This is a genomic window from Streptomyces sp. NBC_01408, from assembly GCF_026340255.1.
Taxonomy (GTDB): domain Bacteria; phylum Actinomycetota; class Actinomycetes; order Streptomycetales; family Streptomycetaceae; genus Streptomyces.
In genome coordinates this window covers 350399-366171 of record NZ_JAPEPJ010000002.1, presented here as the reverse complement: position 1 = coordinate 366171, position 15773 = coordinate 350399, and the positions used below count along the sequence as shown (strand labels likewise).

14 protein-coding genes are annotated in these 15773 nt (G+C 70.3%); 4 read left to right on the top strand and 10 right to left on the bottom strand.

Annotated elements, in window-relative coordinates:
• Positions 1–3: 3 nt before the first annotated feature.
• The 7 genes from OG447_RS24055 to OG447_RS24025 all read right to left on the bottom strand — a co-directional run bounded on the left by OG447_RS24055 (position 4) and on the right by OG447_RS24025 (position 8650).
• Complete coding sequence (locus OG447_RS24055) at positions 4–1083, bottom strand: HAMP domain-containing sensor histidine kinase (RefSeq protein ID WP_266939276.1); 1080 nt, start codon at positions 1081–1083, stop codon at positions 4–6.
• Positions 1076–1792, bottom strand: coding sequence for a response regulator transcription factor (locus tag OG447_RS24050; RefSeq protein ID WP_266939275.1), 717 nt, complete (start codon positions 1790–1792; stop codon positions 1076–1078). The genes OG447_RS24055 and OG447_RS24050 overlap by 8 nt, the downstream gene beginning before the upstream one ends.
• Positions 1793–1884: 92 nt before the next feature.
• Positions 1885–2589 carry a VanZ family protein gene (locus OG447_RS24045; RefSeq protein WP_266939274.1) on the bottom strand — a complete coding sequence of 235 codons (705 nt, stop codon included), beginning with the start codon at positions 2587–2589 and terminating at the stop codon, positions 1885–1887.
• Between the two features lie 163 nt (positions 2590–2752).
• Positions 2753–3631 carry a xanthine dehydrogenase accessory protein XdhC gene (gene xdhC, locus OG447_RS24040; protein WP_266940127.1) on the bottom strand — a complete coding sequence of 293 codons (879 nt, stop codon included), beginning with the start codon at positions 3629–3631 and terminating at the stop codon, positions 2753–2755.
• Position 3632: 1 nt separating this feature from the next.
• A complete protein-coding gene (gene xdhB, locus OG447_RS24035; RefSeq protein ID WP_266939273.1) occupies positions 3633–6035 on the bottom strand; it encodes a xanthine dehydrogenase molybdopterin binding subunit in 2403 nt (800 codons plus the stop codon).
• Positions 6032–7543 (bottom strand): xanthine dehydrogenase small subunit, encoded by a 1512-nt coding sequence (locus OG447_RS24030; protein WP_266940126.1) that lies wholly within the window; start codon positions 7541–7543, stop codon positions 6032–6034. Before OG447_RS24030 ends, xdhB begins: the two co-directional genes overlap by 4 nt.
• 429 nt (positions 7544–7972) lie before the next feature.
• The gene (locus OG447_RS24025) at positions 7973–8650 is read right to left on the bottom strand and encodes a metalloregulator ArsR/SmtB family transcription factor (RefSeq protein WP_266940124.1); all 678 of its coding nucleotides are present in this window, start codon (positions 8648–8650) and stop codon (positions 7973–7975) included.
• A 94-nt stretch (positions 8651–8744) separates the two neighbouring features.
• Here OG447_RS24025 and OG447_RS24020 point away from each other — a divergent pair, with 94 nt between their 5' ends.
• A complete protein-coding gene (locus OG447_RS24020) occupies positions 8745–9176 on the top strand; it encodes a hypothetical protein (RefSeq protein ID WP_266939272.1) in 432 nt (143 codons plus the stop codon).
• Between the two features lie 13 nt (positions 9177–9189).
• On the opposite strand, the gene OG447_RS24015 is transcribed toward OG447_RS24020, so the two are convergent.
• The 3 genes from OG447_RS24015 to OG447_RS24005 all read right to left on the bottom strand — a co-directional run bounded on the left by OG447_RS24015 (position 9190) and on the right by OG447_RS24005 (position 11325).
• Positions 9190–9702 (bottom strand): hypothetical protein, encoded by a 513-nt coding sequence (locus tag OG447_RS24015; protein ID WP_266939271.1) that lies wholly within the window; start codon positions 9700–9702, stop codon positions 9190–9192.
• Positions 9681–9914 carry an amphi-Trp domain-containing protein gene (locus OG447_RS24010; protein WP_266939270.1) on the bottom strand — a complete coding sequence of 78 codons (234 nt, stop codon included), beginning with the start codon at positions 9912–9914 and terminating at the stop codon, positions 9681–9683. The genes OG447_RS24015 and OG447_RS24010 overlap by 22 nt, the downstream gene beginning before the upstream one ends.
• Positions 9915–10002: 88 nt before the next feature.
• The gene (locus OG447_RS24005; protein ID WP_266939269.1) at positions 10003–11325 is read right to left on the bottom strand and encodes a diacylglycerol kinase family protein; all 1323 of its coding nucleotides are present in this window, start codon (positions 11323–11325) and stop codon (positions 10003–10005) included.
• 570 nt (positions 11326–11895) lie between these two features.
• Here OG447_RS24005 and OG447_RS24000 point away from each other — a divergent pair.
• The 3 genes from OG447_RS24000 to OG447_RS23990 all read left to right on the top strand — a co-directional run bounded on the left by OG447_RS24000 (position 11896) and on the right by OG447_RS23990 (position 15765).
• Positions 11896–13800 carry a copper resistance CopC/CopD family protein gene (locus OG447_RS24000; RefSeq protein WP_266939268.1) on the top strand — a complete coding sequence of 635 codons (1905 nt, stop codon included), beginning with the start codon at positions 11896–11898 and terminating at the stop codon, positions 13798–13800.
• 193 nt (positions 13801–13993) lie between these two features.
• Positions 13994–14467, top strand: a complete 474-nt coding sequence (locus OG447_RS23995) for a CBS domain-containing protein (RefSeq protein ID WP_266939267.1) — start codon at positions 13994–13996, stop codon at positions 14465–14467.
• Positions 14464–15765: an ArsB/NhaD family transporter gene (locus OG447_RS23990; RefSeq protein WP_266939266.1), complete on the top strand. Its 1302-nt coding sequence runs from the start codon at positions 14464–14466 to the stop codon at positions 15763–15765. Before OG447_RS23995 ends, OG447_RS23990 begins: the two co-directional genes overlap by 4 nt.
• The last annotated feature ends 8 nt before the right edge of the window (positions 15766–15773 follow it).

The following is a 15773-nucleotide window of genomic DNA, read 5'->3' as shown; positions in this document are numbered from 1 at the left end:
TGCCTACGGCGTGCCGGGAAGCCGGACCGTGACGAGGAGACCGCCGGCGGGGCGGGGGACGAGGTCGAGGGTCCCGTCGTGGGCGCGGACGATGCTGTGCACGATGGCCAGGCCGAGGCCGGCGCCGGCGTGCTCGTCGGTGCGTACGCGTTCCGTTCCGCGCTGGAAGGGTTCGGTGAGGGTCGGTACCAGTTCCGGTGGGAGCCGAGGGCCCGTGTTCTCGACCCGCAGCACGCTCGTGTCGCCGTGCGCCTCGGTGTGGACCGTCACGGTGCCGCCGGCGGGGAGGTTGTGGACGATGGCGTTCTGGACGAGGTTCGTCACCATCCGCAGCAGGAGCTCCGCGGAGCCGCTGGTCCGGGCGGCCCCGCCGGTGACGTCGAGCGTGATCCGGCGCTGTTCGGCGAGGGGCAGCAGGGTTTCGGCGGCTTCTTCGGCGACGAGGGAGAGGTCGACGCTCTCGGGGCGCAAGTTTCCGCGGTCGCCGCGGCTGAGCAGCAGGAGGGCCTCGGTGAGGTCGATCGCCCGCGTATTGACGGCGTGCAGGCGTTCGATGAGTTCGCCCATGTCCCGTGTGGGGTCCTTGCGGGCGACGTCGAGGAGCGTCCGCGAGATGGCCAGCGGGGTGCGCAGTTCGTGGGAGGCGTTCGCGGCGAACCTCTGCTGCTCGGCGACGTGGGACTCGAGTTGTTCGAGCATCGAGTCGAACGTGTCGGAGAGTTCCCGGAATTCGTCCTGGCGGCCCTTCATGCGGATCCGGTGGGACAGCGACCCGTTCCCGGCCATCCGTGCCGCATCCGTGATCTGTGTGAGTGGTGCGAGCATCCGGCCGGCGAGGATCCATCCCCCGGCGAGGCCGAACACGAGCAGGAAGACCATCGCCACGGCCGCGGCGGGGGCGAAGGTGCGCACAAGGAGGTAGCGGTTGGGCGAAATCCCGAGAAGGCCCTTGGGCGTGTCGGGTACGTAGCGCAGCAGGAACACCCACACCACGGCCAGCAGGAGAGCGCCGGCGACGGCGAGGAACCCGGCGTAGCTGAGGGTGAGTTTCAGTCGGGCGCTGAGCCCGCGGCGTCTATGCATGCGTACGGCCGGGGCCGGTGGTGTCCCCGCCGGGGGCGGTGGTGTCCGTACCGGCGTCGATCCGGTAGCCGACGCCGGGCACCGTGGCGATGATCCATGGTTCGCCGAGCCGTTTGCGCAGTGCGGAGACGGTGATGCGCACGGCGTTGGTGAGGGGGTCGGTGTTCTCGTCCCAGGCCCGTTCCAGCAGCTCTTCGGCGCTGACGACCCCGCCCTCGGCGGCGACGAGGACTTCCAGCACGGCGAACTGTTTGCGGGTGAGCGCGACGTAGCGTCCGAAGCGGAAGACCTCCCGGCGGAAGGGGTCGAGCCGCAGGCCCGCGATCTCGCGGACCGGGGGCCGGGCGTACGCGCGCCTGCGGTCGAGCGCCCTCAGCCGCAGGACGAGCTCCCGCAGCTCGAACGGTTTGGTGAGGTAGTCGTCGGCGCCGAGCCCGAACCCGGAAGCCTTGTCGTCGATCCGGTCGGCAGCGGTGAGCATGAGGATCGGGATGCCGCTGCCGGAGGCGACGATGCGCCGGGCGACCTCGTCGCCGGAGGGGCCGGGGATGTCGCGGTCGAGGACCGCGAGGTCGTAGGAGTTGACGCCGAGCAGTTCCAGGGCGGCGTCGCCGTCGCCGGCGATGTCGGCGGCGATCGCCTCCAGCCGCAGACCGTCACGGACGGCTTCGGCCAGGTAGGGCTCGTCCTCCACGATCAGTACGCGCATGTCCGAAGCCTAAGCGGCACCGCATATCGCCGACGTATGCGAAGGCGTGTACGAAGACGTGTGCGAAGGCCTGTGCACGCCGGACACGCGACTCAGCCTGCCGGTGCCAGCGCGGGGCGAGGCCGGTCCGACGGCGCTTGTGCCGTAGTGCGCCACCATCGGCGCGACGCCAGCGCGGCCAGCACGGCGCCGGCGGCGTTGACCACCACGTCGTCCACGGAGGACACCCGGTCCAGCCGCAGGACGTACTGTGCGGTTTCGACCAGGACCGAGCAGCCTGCCCCGAGGGCCAGGATCCGCGGCACGGACGCCAGCGCCGCGAACCGCATCGGGGCGAAGAACCCCAGCGCCGCGAAGACCAGCAGGTTGCCGACGATCCCGAGGGGCCCCATCGTGAGCAGGTCCCGCAGCGGTACCAGGCTCACCCGGCCGGGAACGATGCCGGCCCCGGCGCCCGGCATCATGGTCATCCAGAGGAACGGCACCGTCCCGTGGACCATGCCCACCTCGGCCAGCGAGATCCGCCACGCCGAGGTGACGCCGGCGGCAAGCCGACGGCGCGCCAGAGCCCACATCACCAGCGCGGCCAACGGCAGCGCGACCAAGGTCATGAGCACCACGCCGTTGAAGGTATCGAGGCAGCCGTGCCACCGCCCGGCCATGCACCTCGGAGCGGACATCATGAGCGGCCCGCGTACGAAGAACAGGGCGCTCGCGATGCCGAGGATCGCCAGGCCGAGAAGCATGGTCCTGCGCGTGCGGCCGGGCGGTGCTGACAGGGATGCGTGGTGGTTCATGGCCCCATTGGAGACGGAGGGCCGTTGCGCGGGCGTATGCGATTTTCGATACGCCCGCGATACACGGGATCGTTCGGCGGATCCGTTCGGCCGGGCCGCCCCGGTCGGGTGGGCCCGCGACGGTCGGCGCATGGGTGACGGAGGAGCCGACGACATCGCTGTCCTACGCGCTGCCGGCGACCGGAGCGTTCGGCACCGCGGCAACCGGGCTCGGCACTGCCCGGTGGCGGTCCTGTTCGAAGGTCCGGAGCAGGTCTGCCGCGACGCTCACCGCGATCGTGGCGGGTTCCTTGCCGGTGATCTCGGCGATTCCGATCGGGGTCTTGATCCGGTCGATGGTGGCGGCGTCGTGGCCGCCCTCGGTGGCCAGGCGTTGCCGGAACCTCGCCCATTTGGCGGACGAGCCGATCAGTCCGATCGAGCCGAGACCGGTGGTGCGCAGGGCGGCGTCGCACAGTGCGGCGTCCTCGGCGTGATCGTGGGTCATGATCAGGACGTGGGTGCCGGGTGGCAGCTCGCTGAGCACTTCCTCCGGAAGCAGCGGGGTGTGGTGCACGTGGATCTGCGCCACCGCATCCGCGAGCACGCCGAGCCGTTCGTCGGTGAGCATGTCGGGGCGGGTGTCGATCAGGTGCAGATCGAGGTGGTGGCGGGCCAGGATGCGTGCCAGTTCCAGACCGACGTGCCCGACGCCGAAGACCGCCACCGCCTGGACCACCGGCAGCGGTTCGAGCAGTACGGTGACGGCTCCGCCGCAGCACTGCACACCGTGCCGGCCGGTGACCTTGTCGTTGAGGGCGAATTCCATCAGCTCCGGCTCGGGCTCCCGCTCCGGACCGGCCGTGCCGTTCAGCTCGCGCGCCCGATCGATGGCGACGGCCTCGATGTTGCCGCCGCCGATCGAACCCCAGGTCTCGGTCCGTCCCACGACGAGTTTGGCACCGGCCCGGCGGGGCGCGTGGCCGCGCACGGTCGCGACGGTCACGAGCACGCCGGGTTCCCGGCGTGCCCGCAACCGCGCGACCGCGGCCACCCAGCTCATGTCAGGCATTGCTCAAAGCGCCTGCGTCGGCGGGGACTTCGCTGCCGTCGGGGGCAGCCTGACCGTCGTGCCGCACGCCGCCCTTGCGGGCTGCTTCGATCGCCCAGTACACCGCCTCCGGTGTCGCGGGGGAGGCGAGCTCCACGCTGACTCCGGCGGGCCCGAACTCCCCGGCCGCCTGCCGCAGCGCTTCTCGCACCGAGAAGGCCAGCATCAGCGGAGGCTCACCCACCGCCTTGGACCCGTAGACCGCGCCCTCCTCAGTGGCGTTCTCCAGCAGCCTGACGTTGAACTCCTCGGGCATCTCCGAGAAGCTCGGCAGCTTGTAGGTGCTCGCGGCCTGGGTCAGCAGCCGGCCGCGGTTCGGCCCGTCACCGGCGTCCCACCGCATGTCCTCAAGCGTCAGCCAGCCCGCGCCCTGCACGAAACCGCCCTCGACCTGACCGATGTCGATCATCGGGGAGAGGCTGTCGCCGACGTCGTGCACGATGTCCACCCGCCGGATCCGGTACGCGCCCGTGAAGCCGTCCACCTCCACCTCGGTCGCGGCGGCGCCGTAGGAGAAGTACTTGAACGGCGAGCCCTGGAACGCCTTCGCGTCCCAGTGCAGGCCCTCGGTCCGGTAGAAACCGGCCGCCGACAATTGGACCCGCTGGAAGTACGCGGTGCGCACCAGGTCGTCCCAGGCCAGTTCCTTGTCGTTGCCGAGGACGCGCGCGACGCCCTGGACGATGCGCACGTCCGAGGCGTTCGCACCCAGCTGGGTGCCGGCCACCTGCAGCAGCCGCCCGCGCAACTGCTCGCAGGCGTTCTTCACCGCCGCACCGTTGAGGTCCGCCCCGGCACTGGCGGCGGTGGCGGAGGTGTTGGGCACCTTGTCGGTACGCGTCGGGGCCAGCCGCACCTTGTGCAGCGCAATGCCCAGCGTGGTCGCGGCCACCTGCAGCATCTTGGTGTGCAGGCCCTGCCCCATCTCGGTGCCGCCGTGGTTGATCAGGACGGAACCGTCCTTGTAGATCAGCACCAGCGCACCGGCCTGGTTGAAGGCGGTGAGGTTGAACGAGATGCCGAACTTGAGCCCGGTGATCGCGAGTGCCCGCTTGGTGTGCGGGTGTGCGGCGTTGAAGGCCGCGATATCGCGCTTGCGACCGGCGATGCCGGCGTCGTCCTGAACCTGCTGCCAGACGGTGGAGATGCGTTCGGGGTGGAGGACCGGCTGTCCGTACGGCGTCGATTGGCCCTGCCGGTAGAAGTTGCGTTCGCGCAGCTCCGTCGGATCCAGGCCGAGCAGCGGTGCGCACCGGCCCATGATGTCCTCGATCACCAGCATGCCCTGCGGTCCGCCGAAGCCGCGGAAGGCGGTGTTGGAGACCTTGTTGGTCTTGGCGATGCGACCGGCGATGCGCGCGTGGGGAATCCAGTAGGTGTTGTCGATGTGGCACAGCGCGCGGGCCACCACGGGCTCGGACAGGTCCAGGCTCCAGCCGCCGTCCGCGGTCAAGGTGGCGTCCAGGGCCTGGATACGGCCCTCGGCGTCGAAGCCGATCTTCCACGTGGCGTGGAACCCGTGGCGCTTGCCGGACATGGTCAGGTCCTGGGTCCGGTTGAGCCGCACCCGGACCGGCCGACCGGTCAGCCTGGCGCCGAGCGCGGCGACGGCCGCGAACCCGTGGGGCTGCATCTCCTTGCCGCCGAAGCCGCCACCCATCCGCAGGCACTGCACGGTCACCTCGTGGCTGTGCAGGCCGAGCACGTGCGCGACGATTTCCTGCGTCTCGGAGGGATGCTGGGTGCTGCTCTGGACGAACATCTGCCCGCCCTCGTCGACGTGGGCCAGCGCCGCGTGCGTCTCCAGATAGAAGTGTTCCTGATCGGAGAACTGGAACTCGCCGGTGAACACGTGCGCGGAGTCCTCGAAGCCGGCATCGACGTCGCCGGTCAGCATCAGGGGCCGGGCGCCGTGAAAGCTCTCGGCCGCGATCGCCTCCCGCAGCGTGATCACGGAGGGCTTTTCGTCGAGTTCCACCTCGACGGCCGCCGCACCGAGCCGGCCCGCCTCCAGGGTCTCGGCGAGCACCCAGGCGACGGCGTGGCCGTGGAACATGACCTCGTCGGGGAACAGCGGTTCGTCGTGCTTCATCCCGGCGTCGTTGACGCCGGGCACGTCGCCGCCGGTCAGCACGCGGACCACACCGGGTACGGCGAGCGCGGGCTCGGTGCGCAGCGCGGTGATCCTGCCGTGGGCCTTCATGACCTGGACCGGGTAGGCGTGCAGTACGTCCTTGGTGCGGTGGACCAGGTCGTCGGTGTAGAGCGCGGTGCCGGTGACGTGCAGGTTGGCGCTCTCGTGTGGCATCGAAACGCCGACGACAGGCATTTCGGGGCGCTCGGACAAATGGCTCATGACGACCCCGCCTCGGTGGTTTGCGCGTACAGCTTCAGCAGGCTCTGGCCGAGCATCGCGGAGCGGTATCCGGCGCTGGCGCGGTGGTCGTCCATCGGCGTGCCCTGGGCCCGCAGCACCCGGGCCGCGGCCTCGACGGTCTCCGCCGCCCACGGCTCGCCCTCCAGGGCCGCCTCGGTGTCGAGGGCGCGGATCGGGGTGGCGGCCACACCGCCCAGCCCGATGCGGGCCTTGCGCACGATCCCGTCCTCGATGTCGAGCGCGAAGGCGACCGCCACGCTGGAGATGTCGTCGAACCGCCGTTTGGCGATCTTGTGGAAGGCCGCGACCGGCGACAGCGGCAGGGGGATGCGCACTGCGCGGATCAGTTCGCCGGGACGGCGCACGCTCTGCCGGTAGCCGGTGAAGTAGTCGGAGAGGGGGACCTCGCGCTCACCGTCGGCGTCGGCGAGTACCACCGATGCCTCCAGCGCGAGCAGTACCGGCGGGCTGTCACCGATGGGGGACCCGGTACCCAGATTGCCGCCGAGGGTCGCACTGTTGCGGATGAGCCGGGACGCGAACTGCGGGAACAGCTCGGCCAGTAGCGGGACGCTGCCGTCGAGCCGGCGTTCGATCTCCGTGAGCGTCTGCGCCGCCCCGATCTCGATGTGGTCGGATTCGACTCGCAGTTCCCGCAGTTCGGGGAGACGGTCGACCGCGACCACGCAATTCGCCCGGCGGGAACGGATGTTCACCTCCACACCCCAGTCGGTGCTTCCGGCGACGACCACCGCGTCGGGCCGCTCGCGCAGTAGCCGCAGCGCGTCGGCCAGGGTGCTCGGCCGCAGGAACGCGCTGCCGTCCCGGGTGTATTCGGTGGCGACCGGTTCGGGCGGGGACTGCTCGCGACGCTGCGCCATGGGGTCGTTCTCGGTGGGCGTACCGACGGCGAACGCGGCATCGCGAATCGGGCGATAGCCGGTGCAGCGGCACAGGTTTCCGCTGAGCGCGTGCAGGTCGAAACCGTTCGGACCGTGCTCGGAGCCGGAGCCGGAGCCGGAGCCGGTGCCGGAGCCGGAGCCGGTGGTGGCACCGGTGTCGTCGGCCGTGTCCGGGTGCGCGCAGCGGTCGGGCCGGTAGTATTCGGAGGCCATGCTGCAGATGAATCCCGGTGTGCAGTAACCGCATTGGGAACCGCCGCGGACGGCCATCTCCTCCTGCACAGGGTGCAAGGCGGCCGGTCTGCCGGACTCGCCGGCGGTGGCGAGACCTTCGGAGGTGATGACCTCCTGACCGTCGAGCGCCGCGACCGGGACCAGGCAGGCGTTGACCGCCACCCAGTCGGTGGGCTTGTTCACCCCGGGACGGGCCACCAGGACCGAACAGGCGCCGCATTCACCTTCGGCGCAGCCCTCCTTGGTGCCGGTGAGGCCACGCTCGCGCAGAAAGTCCAGCGCTGTGGTGTGGGGTGCAGCCGGTGAAATCGGTGTTTCTTTCCCGTTGACCGTGATCCGCGCCGCTACCATGGCGCGCTCGCATTTCGGCGCGCGGTCGATGTGACTGTCCAAGTCGCCATTTCAGGAGCTTTCTCTTTCGTGGTCGCAGCTCGATAACCCAGAGCGCGACAAATCGACACGCAACGATGTGCCGTAGGTGGTGACAGAGAGGGGAAGGGTGCCGGGGCCGCGATCGGGCACGCCGGGAAGGGGGCTGCTCAGCAGCCGTGTGCTACACGACCGGGAGCCCAGGCGATCTGGTGTGCGAGGCGAAGCAGTGCGGAGATGGTGAACATCCGGCTTCGCCTCCTTCCAGTAGCTCGCGAGTCGGTGCGGTCGAAGCTACGTCGCCGCAGGTTCATCGGTCAAGCGGATGTAGGTCGATTCCACGAACGCCGGCCACTTCGTGCGGCGGGTATTCGTACGCGAAACCAATCGGGCGGCGGAAGTGCCGGGCTGTCAGCCGGCAGCCTCCAGACGGACGCAGCAGCGGCCTTGGGCGGGAGCCAGGCGCGCGGTGTAGGTGCTGTCGCCCATGCCCGTGAGCACTCCGCGCAGGAGGTGGAGGTTCATTCCGCAGACGGTGTCGGTGTGCCGGCGGGCCAGACTGTGGAACGGGCAGTTGAGGAGGGCGACGGAAGTGCCCTCGCGCCGCGGTTCGAACCCACAGCTCTCCAGCAGGCCGGTCAGGTCGACACCACCCTTGCCGCCCATCTCCTTGCCCATCTCCTTGCCCATGTCGTGGGCCTTGCGGTGCAGCACGGCCCGTACCGCCTCACCCGTCGCCTCGGAGTCCTGAACGGCTTGGGCGAGCAGCTCGGCGGCGAGCTCGTAGCGCCGCGCCGGCACACTGACGGTGATCTCCCTGTCCGGGCGCCGGTAGAGCTTCGCGGGCCTGCCGGCCCCCGGCCCCGTGCGGCCGCTGCGCCGTTCGTAGACCACGTCGAGCAGGGAAGCCTCGGCCAGCCGGTCCAGGTGGAACGCCGCGGTCTGCCGCGCGAGGCCCAGGGCTGATGCCGCCTGCTCGCGGCTGACCGGCTCGGCCTGACGCATCACGTGCTCGTACAGCCGCCTACGGGTCGGCTCGGCGAGCGCAGCGAGGGCCGAGACGTCATGTGCTTCCTTCGCCGGGTCCATGTCCACGCCTCCATTCTAAAACCCACATTCATTGACGAAAGAAGAAGCGAGTGCTTCTATCGAAAGTGAAAGTTGTGTATAGAAGGAGGGCGTCATGCCGTTCCTGACTCACACCACCTCCGCCCGCCGCCCCGGGCGGGCAGCCCTGGCCGACCCGGGCTACCAGGCCTTCCTGATCCTGCGCACGGGCTTCACCGTCGCGCCGATCCTGTTCGGACTGGACAAGTTCACCAACCTGCTCGTGGACTGGCCGGTCTACCTCGCACCCTGGATCGACGACATCGTCCCCGGAAGCGCCCAGAGTGCCATGTACGCGGTGGGCGCGATCGAGATCGTCGCAGGCCTCGTCGTCGCCGTCGCTCCCCGCTTCGGCGGCTGGCTGGTCGCCGCATGGCTCGCCGGCATCATCGTCAACCTGCTGAGCATCCCCGGCTACTACGACATCGCGCTCCGTGACTTCGGACTTCTCCTTGCCGCCGTAGCCCTCGCCCGGCTCGCCGCGGGCTACCGTACGCCGCCGCAGTAGCGGCGGCGGGTCCTCAGTGCTGAAGCGCGACCTTGAGACCCACGATGATCAACCCGAGGAAGAGGTTCATCCCACCGGCGATCACCATCAGGCCGCCCGAGGCGCCGGCGCGGCTGGCAGCCACGGTTGCCCAGCCGACCTGGCCGGCCAGAGCGACCGCGAGTGCCAGCCAAGCCATCCCTTGGGTATCCAGTCCGAAGAGCGGGCTGATGGCCGCGGCGACGGCCGGTGGGACGGCCGCCTCGATGATCGGGCGTTCTTCCCTGGCTGTACCGCGGACCACGCGCCAGCTCAAGTGCTGCACCATGCGGGCCCCGAAAAGGCGGGCGAACACGTGTGCGGCCCAGAACACCACGCCGGTGCACAGCAGCAGCAGGACGAGTTTCAGCCGAGGGAACGAGCCGAGCGTTCCGGCACCGACCACCACGGAGGCGGCAAGCAGCGAGCCGTAGACGGCGCCGGTGTAGTCGGCACGGGCTGTCGCCCGCCCTCCCGGATCAGACCCTAGGTTTGCGCGATAGGCCACTTGAGTTCGATCTCCAGCTCGATCTCACCGTCCTCGACCTCGACCTCGATCTCGGTGCGGAGTTCGTCGGGGACCCGCATGGTCAGCTTCCCGGGGCCGAGTTCCAGTTCGGCCGAGCCGCCGTGCCTGAGCGCCTCCGCGAGCGCGGAGAGCTGATCAGCCGCCTCGAGGCGGGACAGGGAACTCTTCTGCTCAAACTTGAGGTCCTTCACGGATGTCTCCAATCCGCTACGAACAGCGGGAACACCGGACAAGGCTCATTGTGACGCCGCGCGGCAGGCCGGGCATGTGCGCCGGGAGTCACGAGGCACGCGCCGCGCCGTGCCGGTCCTCCGCTGCCGGTCGCGGCCGGCTGAAGGCCAGGCTGACGACCTCACGCCAGCGCACGGGCGGGAGGGACGCCGGAGACCCCGGACGAACCTTGGGTACGAGTACGCGCAGCGCGCCCGGGCGGACGGCGCAGACGACGGGGGCGGGCATGGTCAGCGCCTCTCCGTCGACGGCGACCGGAATGCTCTCCGTGCCCGAGCTGATGCTGATCCGCTGGGAGGTCAGCACCTGTAGTCCGGCCGCCCTGGCACCTCGGAGCGCGACGTCGGCCGCTTGGGCAGCGTTGTTCACCCGGATTCCGACGACACCCAGCACTCCGCCGTCGAGCCGGGGTCTGCGGCCGCCCGCGGCCATCGGTTCGGGGGTGGCGTAAGGGTTGTTGCTGACCAGCAGCGCCTGCTGGGACTCCAGCCGCGCATCGTCCGTCACCGCGTCGAGCGTGTGACCGGCGTACCCGAGCAGGAGGTCGGGCATTGCGTCCAGGGCCGCATCCGCCTTGGCATCCCGGTAGTCCGGGCGCTGTACGACCTCCGCGTAGACGCCGAACGAGGCCGTATTGACGAAGGCGTAGCCGCCCACGACGCCCAGGTCGACCCTGAGTTCCTCCCCGTCGGCCAGCGCTTCCAGGCACGCGGCCGGGTCGTCGCGGTCCAGACCGAGATCCCTGGCGAAGTGGTTCCTGGTGCCTGCGGAGACCACCAGGAACGGCAGGTCGTGCTCGGCCGCCACTTCGGCCACCCGGGCCTGGGTTCCGTCGCCGCCCGCCACCCCGAGCAGGTCCGCGCCCTCGGCCACCGCCTGACGGGCGAGCGCGGCGACGTCCGTCCTGGCCGTCGTATCCAACAGCACGACCCGAGCGCCCAGCGCCTCGGCCTTCTCGACCAGGCCGAAACGGCCGACCTTGCCACCGCCGGACTTCGGGTTCATGATCAGCACCGGATGCCGGGGGAGGGCGCAGGCCACCGCCTGCATGCCGTGGGGTTCCCGTACTGCGCGCAGCGCCGACCCCGCGCACACCACGGCGGCGCCCCACAGCGCGATGGCGGTCAGCGCCACGGGCCACAGATCCGCCAGGGCGTACGCGACCAGGATGGCCACCGGTGCGCCCACCATGAGCACGGCCCCGGCCGCCCGCACCGCCCCACGATGGGCCAGCACCCACCACGTACCCATGGCCGTGAGCACAGCGCCGGCCGCCCCGACCGCGAGGATGAACAGGCCGCCCCGGCCGCTCGCAGCGATCAACGCCGCCACCGCGCCCAGTGCGCAGACCAACGCCAGCCGGGCCAACATCCGTACGCGCGTCGAAGCGCCGGAAGGATTCGACGGTGACATCGTCCTCACGTCCTCTGGCAAGTCCTCACCACGAGCTGTCGCGGGTACCGGTGGATGAGGACGCCGTCGAGTGTGCACCCCCCCGGTACGGCCCGGGGCGGCGGTTCGCATCGCACGGCGGCGCAAGCGGCGCCACTCGCCCAGTGTGCCACCGTCCGTACGCCGTCCTCGGCGCCGGACCACGAGCCACCGAGAATCCACCGGATGGCTCAGCTGCGGTTTCCCGGGTTCGGGAGCCGGTGGCGGGCAGAGCCGGGGCGGGTGGAGGCGGCGCAGCTCGAACCTCTGATGGATACAGGGAAAGTGCCCCGAGTCGACGTTCTGCAGCGTGCTTTAGCCGAAGTTGCGCAAGCAGCGCCGTCCCCGGGCCGACCGCACTATCGTCCACATCTCGCCATGAGTCCCAGCCCCGCCAGAGTCCGTCCTGTCGCCCCGGGTGAGCGACACCGTCCGACTGCTGCCCCGCCCGACCGGGGCCCGGGCGGCGGTGCCGCCGCTGACGACCGCCACTCCGGAGACTGCCTCTTCATGCACACTGGATCGCCTCCCCGAAGGACGCCACTGACCGTTCTTGCGCTGGTCGCCGCCGTGTTCGCCCTGATCCTCGGCGCGGCGGGCCCGGCCTTCGCGCACGCCGGCCTCGGCGGCTCGGACCCTGCGGACGGGACCGTCCTCAAGACGGCTCCGAAGCAGGTCACACTCACCTTCACCGAGTCCGTCACCTTCTCCGACGACTCGCTGAGAGTGCTGTCGCCTGACAACGAGCGGGTGAACCCGCGTCCGGCGCAGTATGTGGACGGCAAGGAGAACACCGCACGGGTAGAGCTGTCCGAGAAGCTGCCCCAGGGGACCTACACGGTGGCCTGGCGCGTCGTCTCCGCCGACGGTCACCCGATCTCCGGCGCGTTCGTCTTCTCCATCGGCAAGCCCTCCGAGACTGCCGCCGTGGTGGCGGCCGACTCATCGGACCACACGGTGGTCGGCCGCCTGTACGGCTTCTTCCGCTACGTCGCGTACAGCGGTCTCGCTCTCCTCGTCGGAACTGCCGCGTTCGTCCTCGTGTGCTGGCCCGCCGCGGGCGCGGTTCGTCCGGTGCGCAGACTGCTGGCTGCCGGGTGGGCGACGCTGGTGGCGTCCACCGTGGCCCTGTTGCTGCTGCGCGGACCGTACGAGACAGCCGGCCAGTTGACGTCGGCGTTCGACCTGTCTCAGCTGGGCCGAACCGTCACCGGGAGGCCTGGGGTCGCACTGATCGCACGGCTTGTGCTGCTCGCGGTTGCCGGGGTGTTGCTGAGGCGGGTGGCCGTACGACCCGGCCGTCAGGATGACGGGTCGCAGCCGGGGGACCTCGGTGCCCGGGGCCGCCTGGCCGGGGCGGCGCTCGCCCTGGGCCTGGCGTTCACCTGGGCCGCCGCCGAACACGCCTCCGCCGGCATCCAGGTGCCCCTGGCCGTTCCTGTCGCCGTGCTGCACCTCCTGGCCATGGGGGTCTGGCTGGGCGGCCTGATCACCCTGGTGACCGTTCTGCGGCGTCGGGCACCGGACGGTCGAGACGTTCCGGTGGCCGCGATCGGTCGCTTCTCGACGCTGGCCTTCACCGCCGTGGCCGTACTGGTCGGTACCGGGGTGTACCAGTCGTGGAGGCAGGTCGGTTCATGGGAGGCGCTGTCCAGCACGTCGTACGGAAGGACCCTCGTCGTGAAGGTCGCCGCCGTGGTCCTCGTGCTGTGGGTGGCGTCCTTCTCCCGCCGGTGGACCGCCCGCCTCCTCCATGAGGCGCCGCGGGCCGAGGAGAGGCTGAAGGTGCCAGAACCTGAGCGGGCGAGGGTCGTGCAAACGGTCGGCGCGCCGACTTCCCCAGGGGCAACAGACCCCGGAAGCACGTCCGATGCACCACCCGCCCGGGGTGAGCCGGGCGACGGCGCCGAGTCGCCTGTCGTCACGGGCGACAGGTATCAGCGCGCCCTGCGTCGCACGGTGGCGCTCGAAGCGGCACTCAGCGTGGCGGTCCTGGTGATCACCACCGTGCTCACCGGCACCCAGCCCGGCCGCGCCGCCGGCGAGATGGCCTCGGCAGCCACCGTGCAGGAGCCGGCGACGAAGGTGGTTACCGTCCCCTTCGACATGGGGACGGCGAACCGTCACGGCACGGTGCAGATCACGCTGGCTCCGGGACGCGTCGGCGAGAACACGGTCGAAGCCGTCGTGTACACAGCGGACGGCGGCCTCGCCACCGTTCCCGAACTCCGCCTGACCCTCACCCAGGGCGAACTGGGAATCGGCCCGCTCGATGCCAAGCTCAAGAACCAGAAGGGGTATTGGGCCGCGTACGACCTGCGGCTGCCGATGCCCGGCGTGTGGACCCTGAACATCACGGTACGCACCACCGACATCGACCAGGTCACCGTGCGCGAGACCGTACGCATCACGTAGCCATTGCGGTATCGGTACTTGCCCGTGCCCGTGCCCGTGCGGTGGGTGAGGGCGAACCGGGCGACGGTGTGATATTCCGGGTTCCCGCAGGCGGAGGCGGCGTACACCCTCGCGGGCATCCCGGCCGACGACGGCCATCGAGACCGGACCCGCGTCCGCGTTCCGCGCGACACACCCGATCAGGAGAAGCACCATGCCAGCCCGTGATCTCGCCGAGCCCTACCCCCATGTGACCACCGACGACCCCGCGGTCGACGCGGTGCGGTTGCTGGCGGAGCAGAACCTGCCCGCCCTGCTGGTGCTCGACACCGACGGGGTTCCGTACGCCGTCGTGCCCGGCTCCCAGCTGGTACGGCAGCTGGTGCCCGAGTACGTGATGGAGGACCCGCTGCTCGCCGCCGTGATCGACGAGCGGCACGCGGACGCGCTCGCCGAGGGACTGGAGGGCCGGACGGTTTCCGAGTGGCTCCCGCGCCGGACCTTCAAGCCCCCGTACGTCGGCCCGGACGCGGGAGTGCTCCAGATCGCCGCGGTCATGGCCCGCACGCACGTCCCGCTCGTCGCCGTCGTCGAGCACGGCGGTGGGGCGGACCGGGTACGCCTCATCGGGGTCGTGACGGCCGCGGCCCTGATGAGGCACTACCTCGCGGCGGGCGAGCAGGCGTGAGCGACTGGCAGAGCTGGGCCGCCATCGCCGTCTTCGTCGGCGCGTACGCCCTGATCATCAGCGAGAAGGTCCACCGCGTCGCCGCAGCCCTGGGCGGAGCGGGGCTGATGCTGGCGATCGGCGCCACCGACGACGGCGCCGCCTTCTACTCCGATGAGACGGGCATCGACTGGAACGTCGTCTTCCTGCTCATGGGCATGATGATGATCGTCGGAGTCCTCCGGCGCACCGGGCTCTTCGAGTACCTGGCGATCTGGTCGGTGAAGAAGGCCAGGGCGCGGCCGTTCCGGGTGATGGCCATGCTGGTCGTCATCACGGCGATGGCCTCGGCGCTGCTCGACAACGTCACCACCGTGCTGCTCGTCGCACCGGTGACGCTGCTGGTCTGCGACCGGCTGCGGCTGGCCCCCGTACCCTTCCTGATCGCCGAGGTGCTGGCCGCGAACATCGGCGGCACCGCCACGCTCGTCGGTGACCCGCCGAACATCATCATCGCCAGCCGGGCCGGGCTGACCTTCAACGACTTCCTGATCCACCTCGCCCCGTTGTGCGTCGTACTGGTGGCGGTCCTCGTACTGCTCTGCCGGGTGATGTTCGCCAAGCACTTCGTCTACGACGAGAAGCGCGCCGCGGAGATCATGGAGCTGCGCGAGCGGGAGGCGATCACCGAACCCCGGCTCCTGGCCCAGGGGTTGGGCGTTCTGGCGCTGGTCGTCGCCGGCTTCGTCCTGCACCCGGTCCTCCACTACGAGCCGAGCGTCGTCGCCCTCCTGGGGGCGGGCCTGCTCATCGCGATCTCGAAGGTGGAGACCGGAGAGGTCCTCGGCGAGGTGGAATGGCCCACCCTCGCCTTCTTCGCGGGACTGTTCGTGATGGTCGGCGCCCTCATCGGGACCGGAGTCATCGGAGATCTGGCAGGCTCCCTGGCGGACGCGATCGGCGGAGACGAACTCGGCGGCTCCATGCTGCTGCTGGGCGGCTCGGCGGTGCTCTCCGGGCTGGTCGACAACATCCCTTACGTGGCCACCATGGCCCCGATCACCAGCCAGCTCGTCACGGCCATGGGTGGCGACGACCCCGACCACGTGATGTGGTGGGCCCTCGCCCTCGGCGCCGACCTCGGCGGCAACGCCACCGCCATCGGCGCCTCCGCCAACGTCGTCGTCCTCGGCATCGCCGAACGCAACCGCCACCCCATCAGCTTCTGGGAGTTCACCAAGTACGGCCTCGTCGTGACCGTGGTCACCGTCGCCCTCTCCGCCCTCTACCTCTGGCTGCGCTACTTCGCCCTCGCGTAGCCCAGGCG

What these genes read in the sequence shown, in the direction of transcription:
- OG447_RS24055 (WP_266939276.1), bottom strand. Translation starts at nt 1,083, where the DNA reads ATGCATAGACGCCGCGGGCTCAGCGCCCGACTGAAACTCACCCTCAGC.
- OG447_RS24020 (WP_266939272.1), top strand. Translation starts at nt 8,745, where the DNA reads ATGCCGTTCCTGACTCACACCACCTCCGCCCGCCGCCCCGGGCGGGCA.
- xdhC (WP_266940127.1), bottom strand. Translation starts at nt 3,631, where the DNA reads ATGAGCTGGGTGGCCGCGGTCGCGCGGTTGCGGGCACGCCGGGAACCC.
- OG447_RS24045 (WP_266939274.1), bottom strand. Translation starts at nt 2,589, where the DNA reads ATGAACCACCACGCATCCCTGTCAGCACCGCCCGGCCGCACGCGCAGG.
- OG447_RS24030 (WP_266940126.1), bottom strand. Translation starts at nt 7,543, where the DNA reads ATGGTAGCGGCGCGGATCACGGTCAACGGGAAAGAAACACCGATTTCA.
- OG447_RS24050 (WP_266939275.1), bottom strand. Translation starts at nt 1,792, where the DNA reads ATGCGCGTACTGATCGTGGAGGACGAGCCCTACCTGGCCGAAGCCGTC.
- OG447_RS23995 (WP_266939267.1), top strand. Translation starts at nt 13,994, where the DNA reads ATGCCAGCCCGTGATCTCGCCGAGCCCTACCCCCATGTGACCACCGAC.
- xdhB (WP_266939273.1), bottom strand. Translation starts at nt 6,035, where the DNA reads ATGAGCCATTTGTCCGAGCGCCCCGAAATGCCTGTCGTCGGCGTTTCG.
- OG447_RS24000 (WP_266939268.1), top strand. Translation starts at nt 11,896, where the DNA reads ATGCACACTGGATCGCCTCCCCGAAGGACGCCACTGACCGTTCTTGCG.
- OG447_RS24005 (WP_266939269.1), bottom strand. Translation starts at nt 11,325, where the DNA reads ATGTTGGCCCGGCTGGCGTTGGTCTGCGCACTGGGCGCGGTGGCGGCG.
- OG447_RS24025 (WP_266940124.1), bottom strand. Translation starts at nt 8,650, where the DNA reads ATGGACCCGGCGAAGGAAGCACATGACGTCTCGGCCCTCGCTGCGCTC.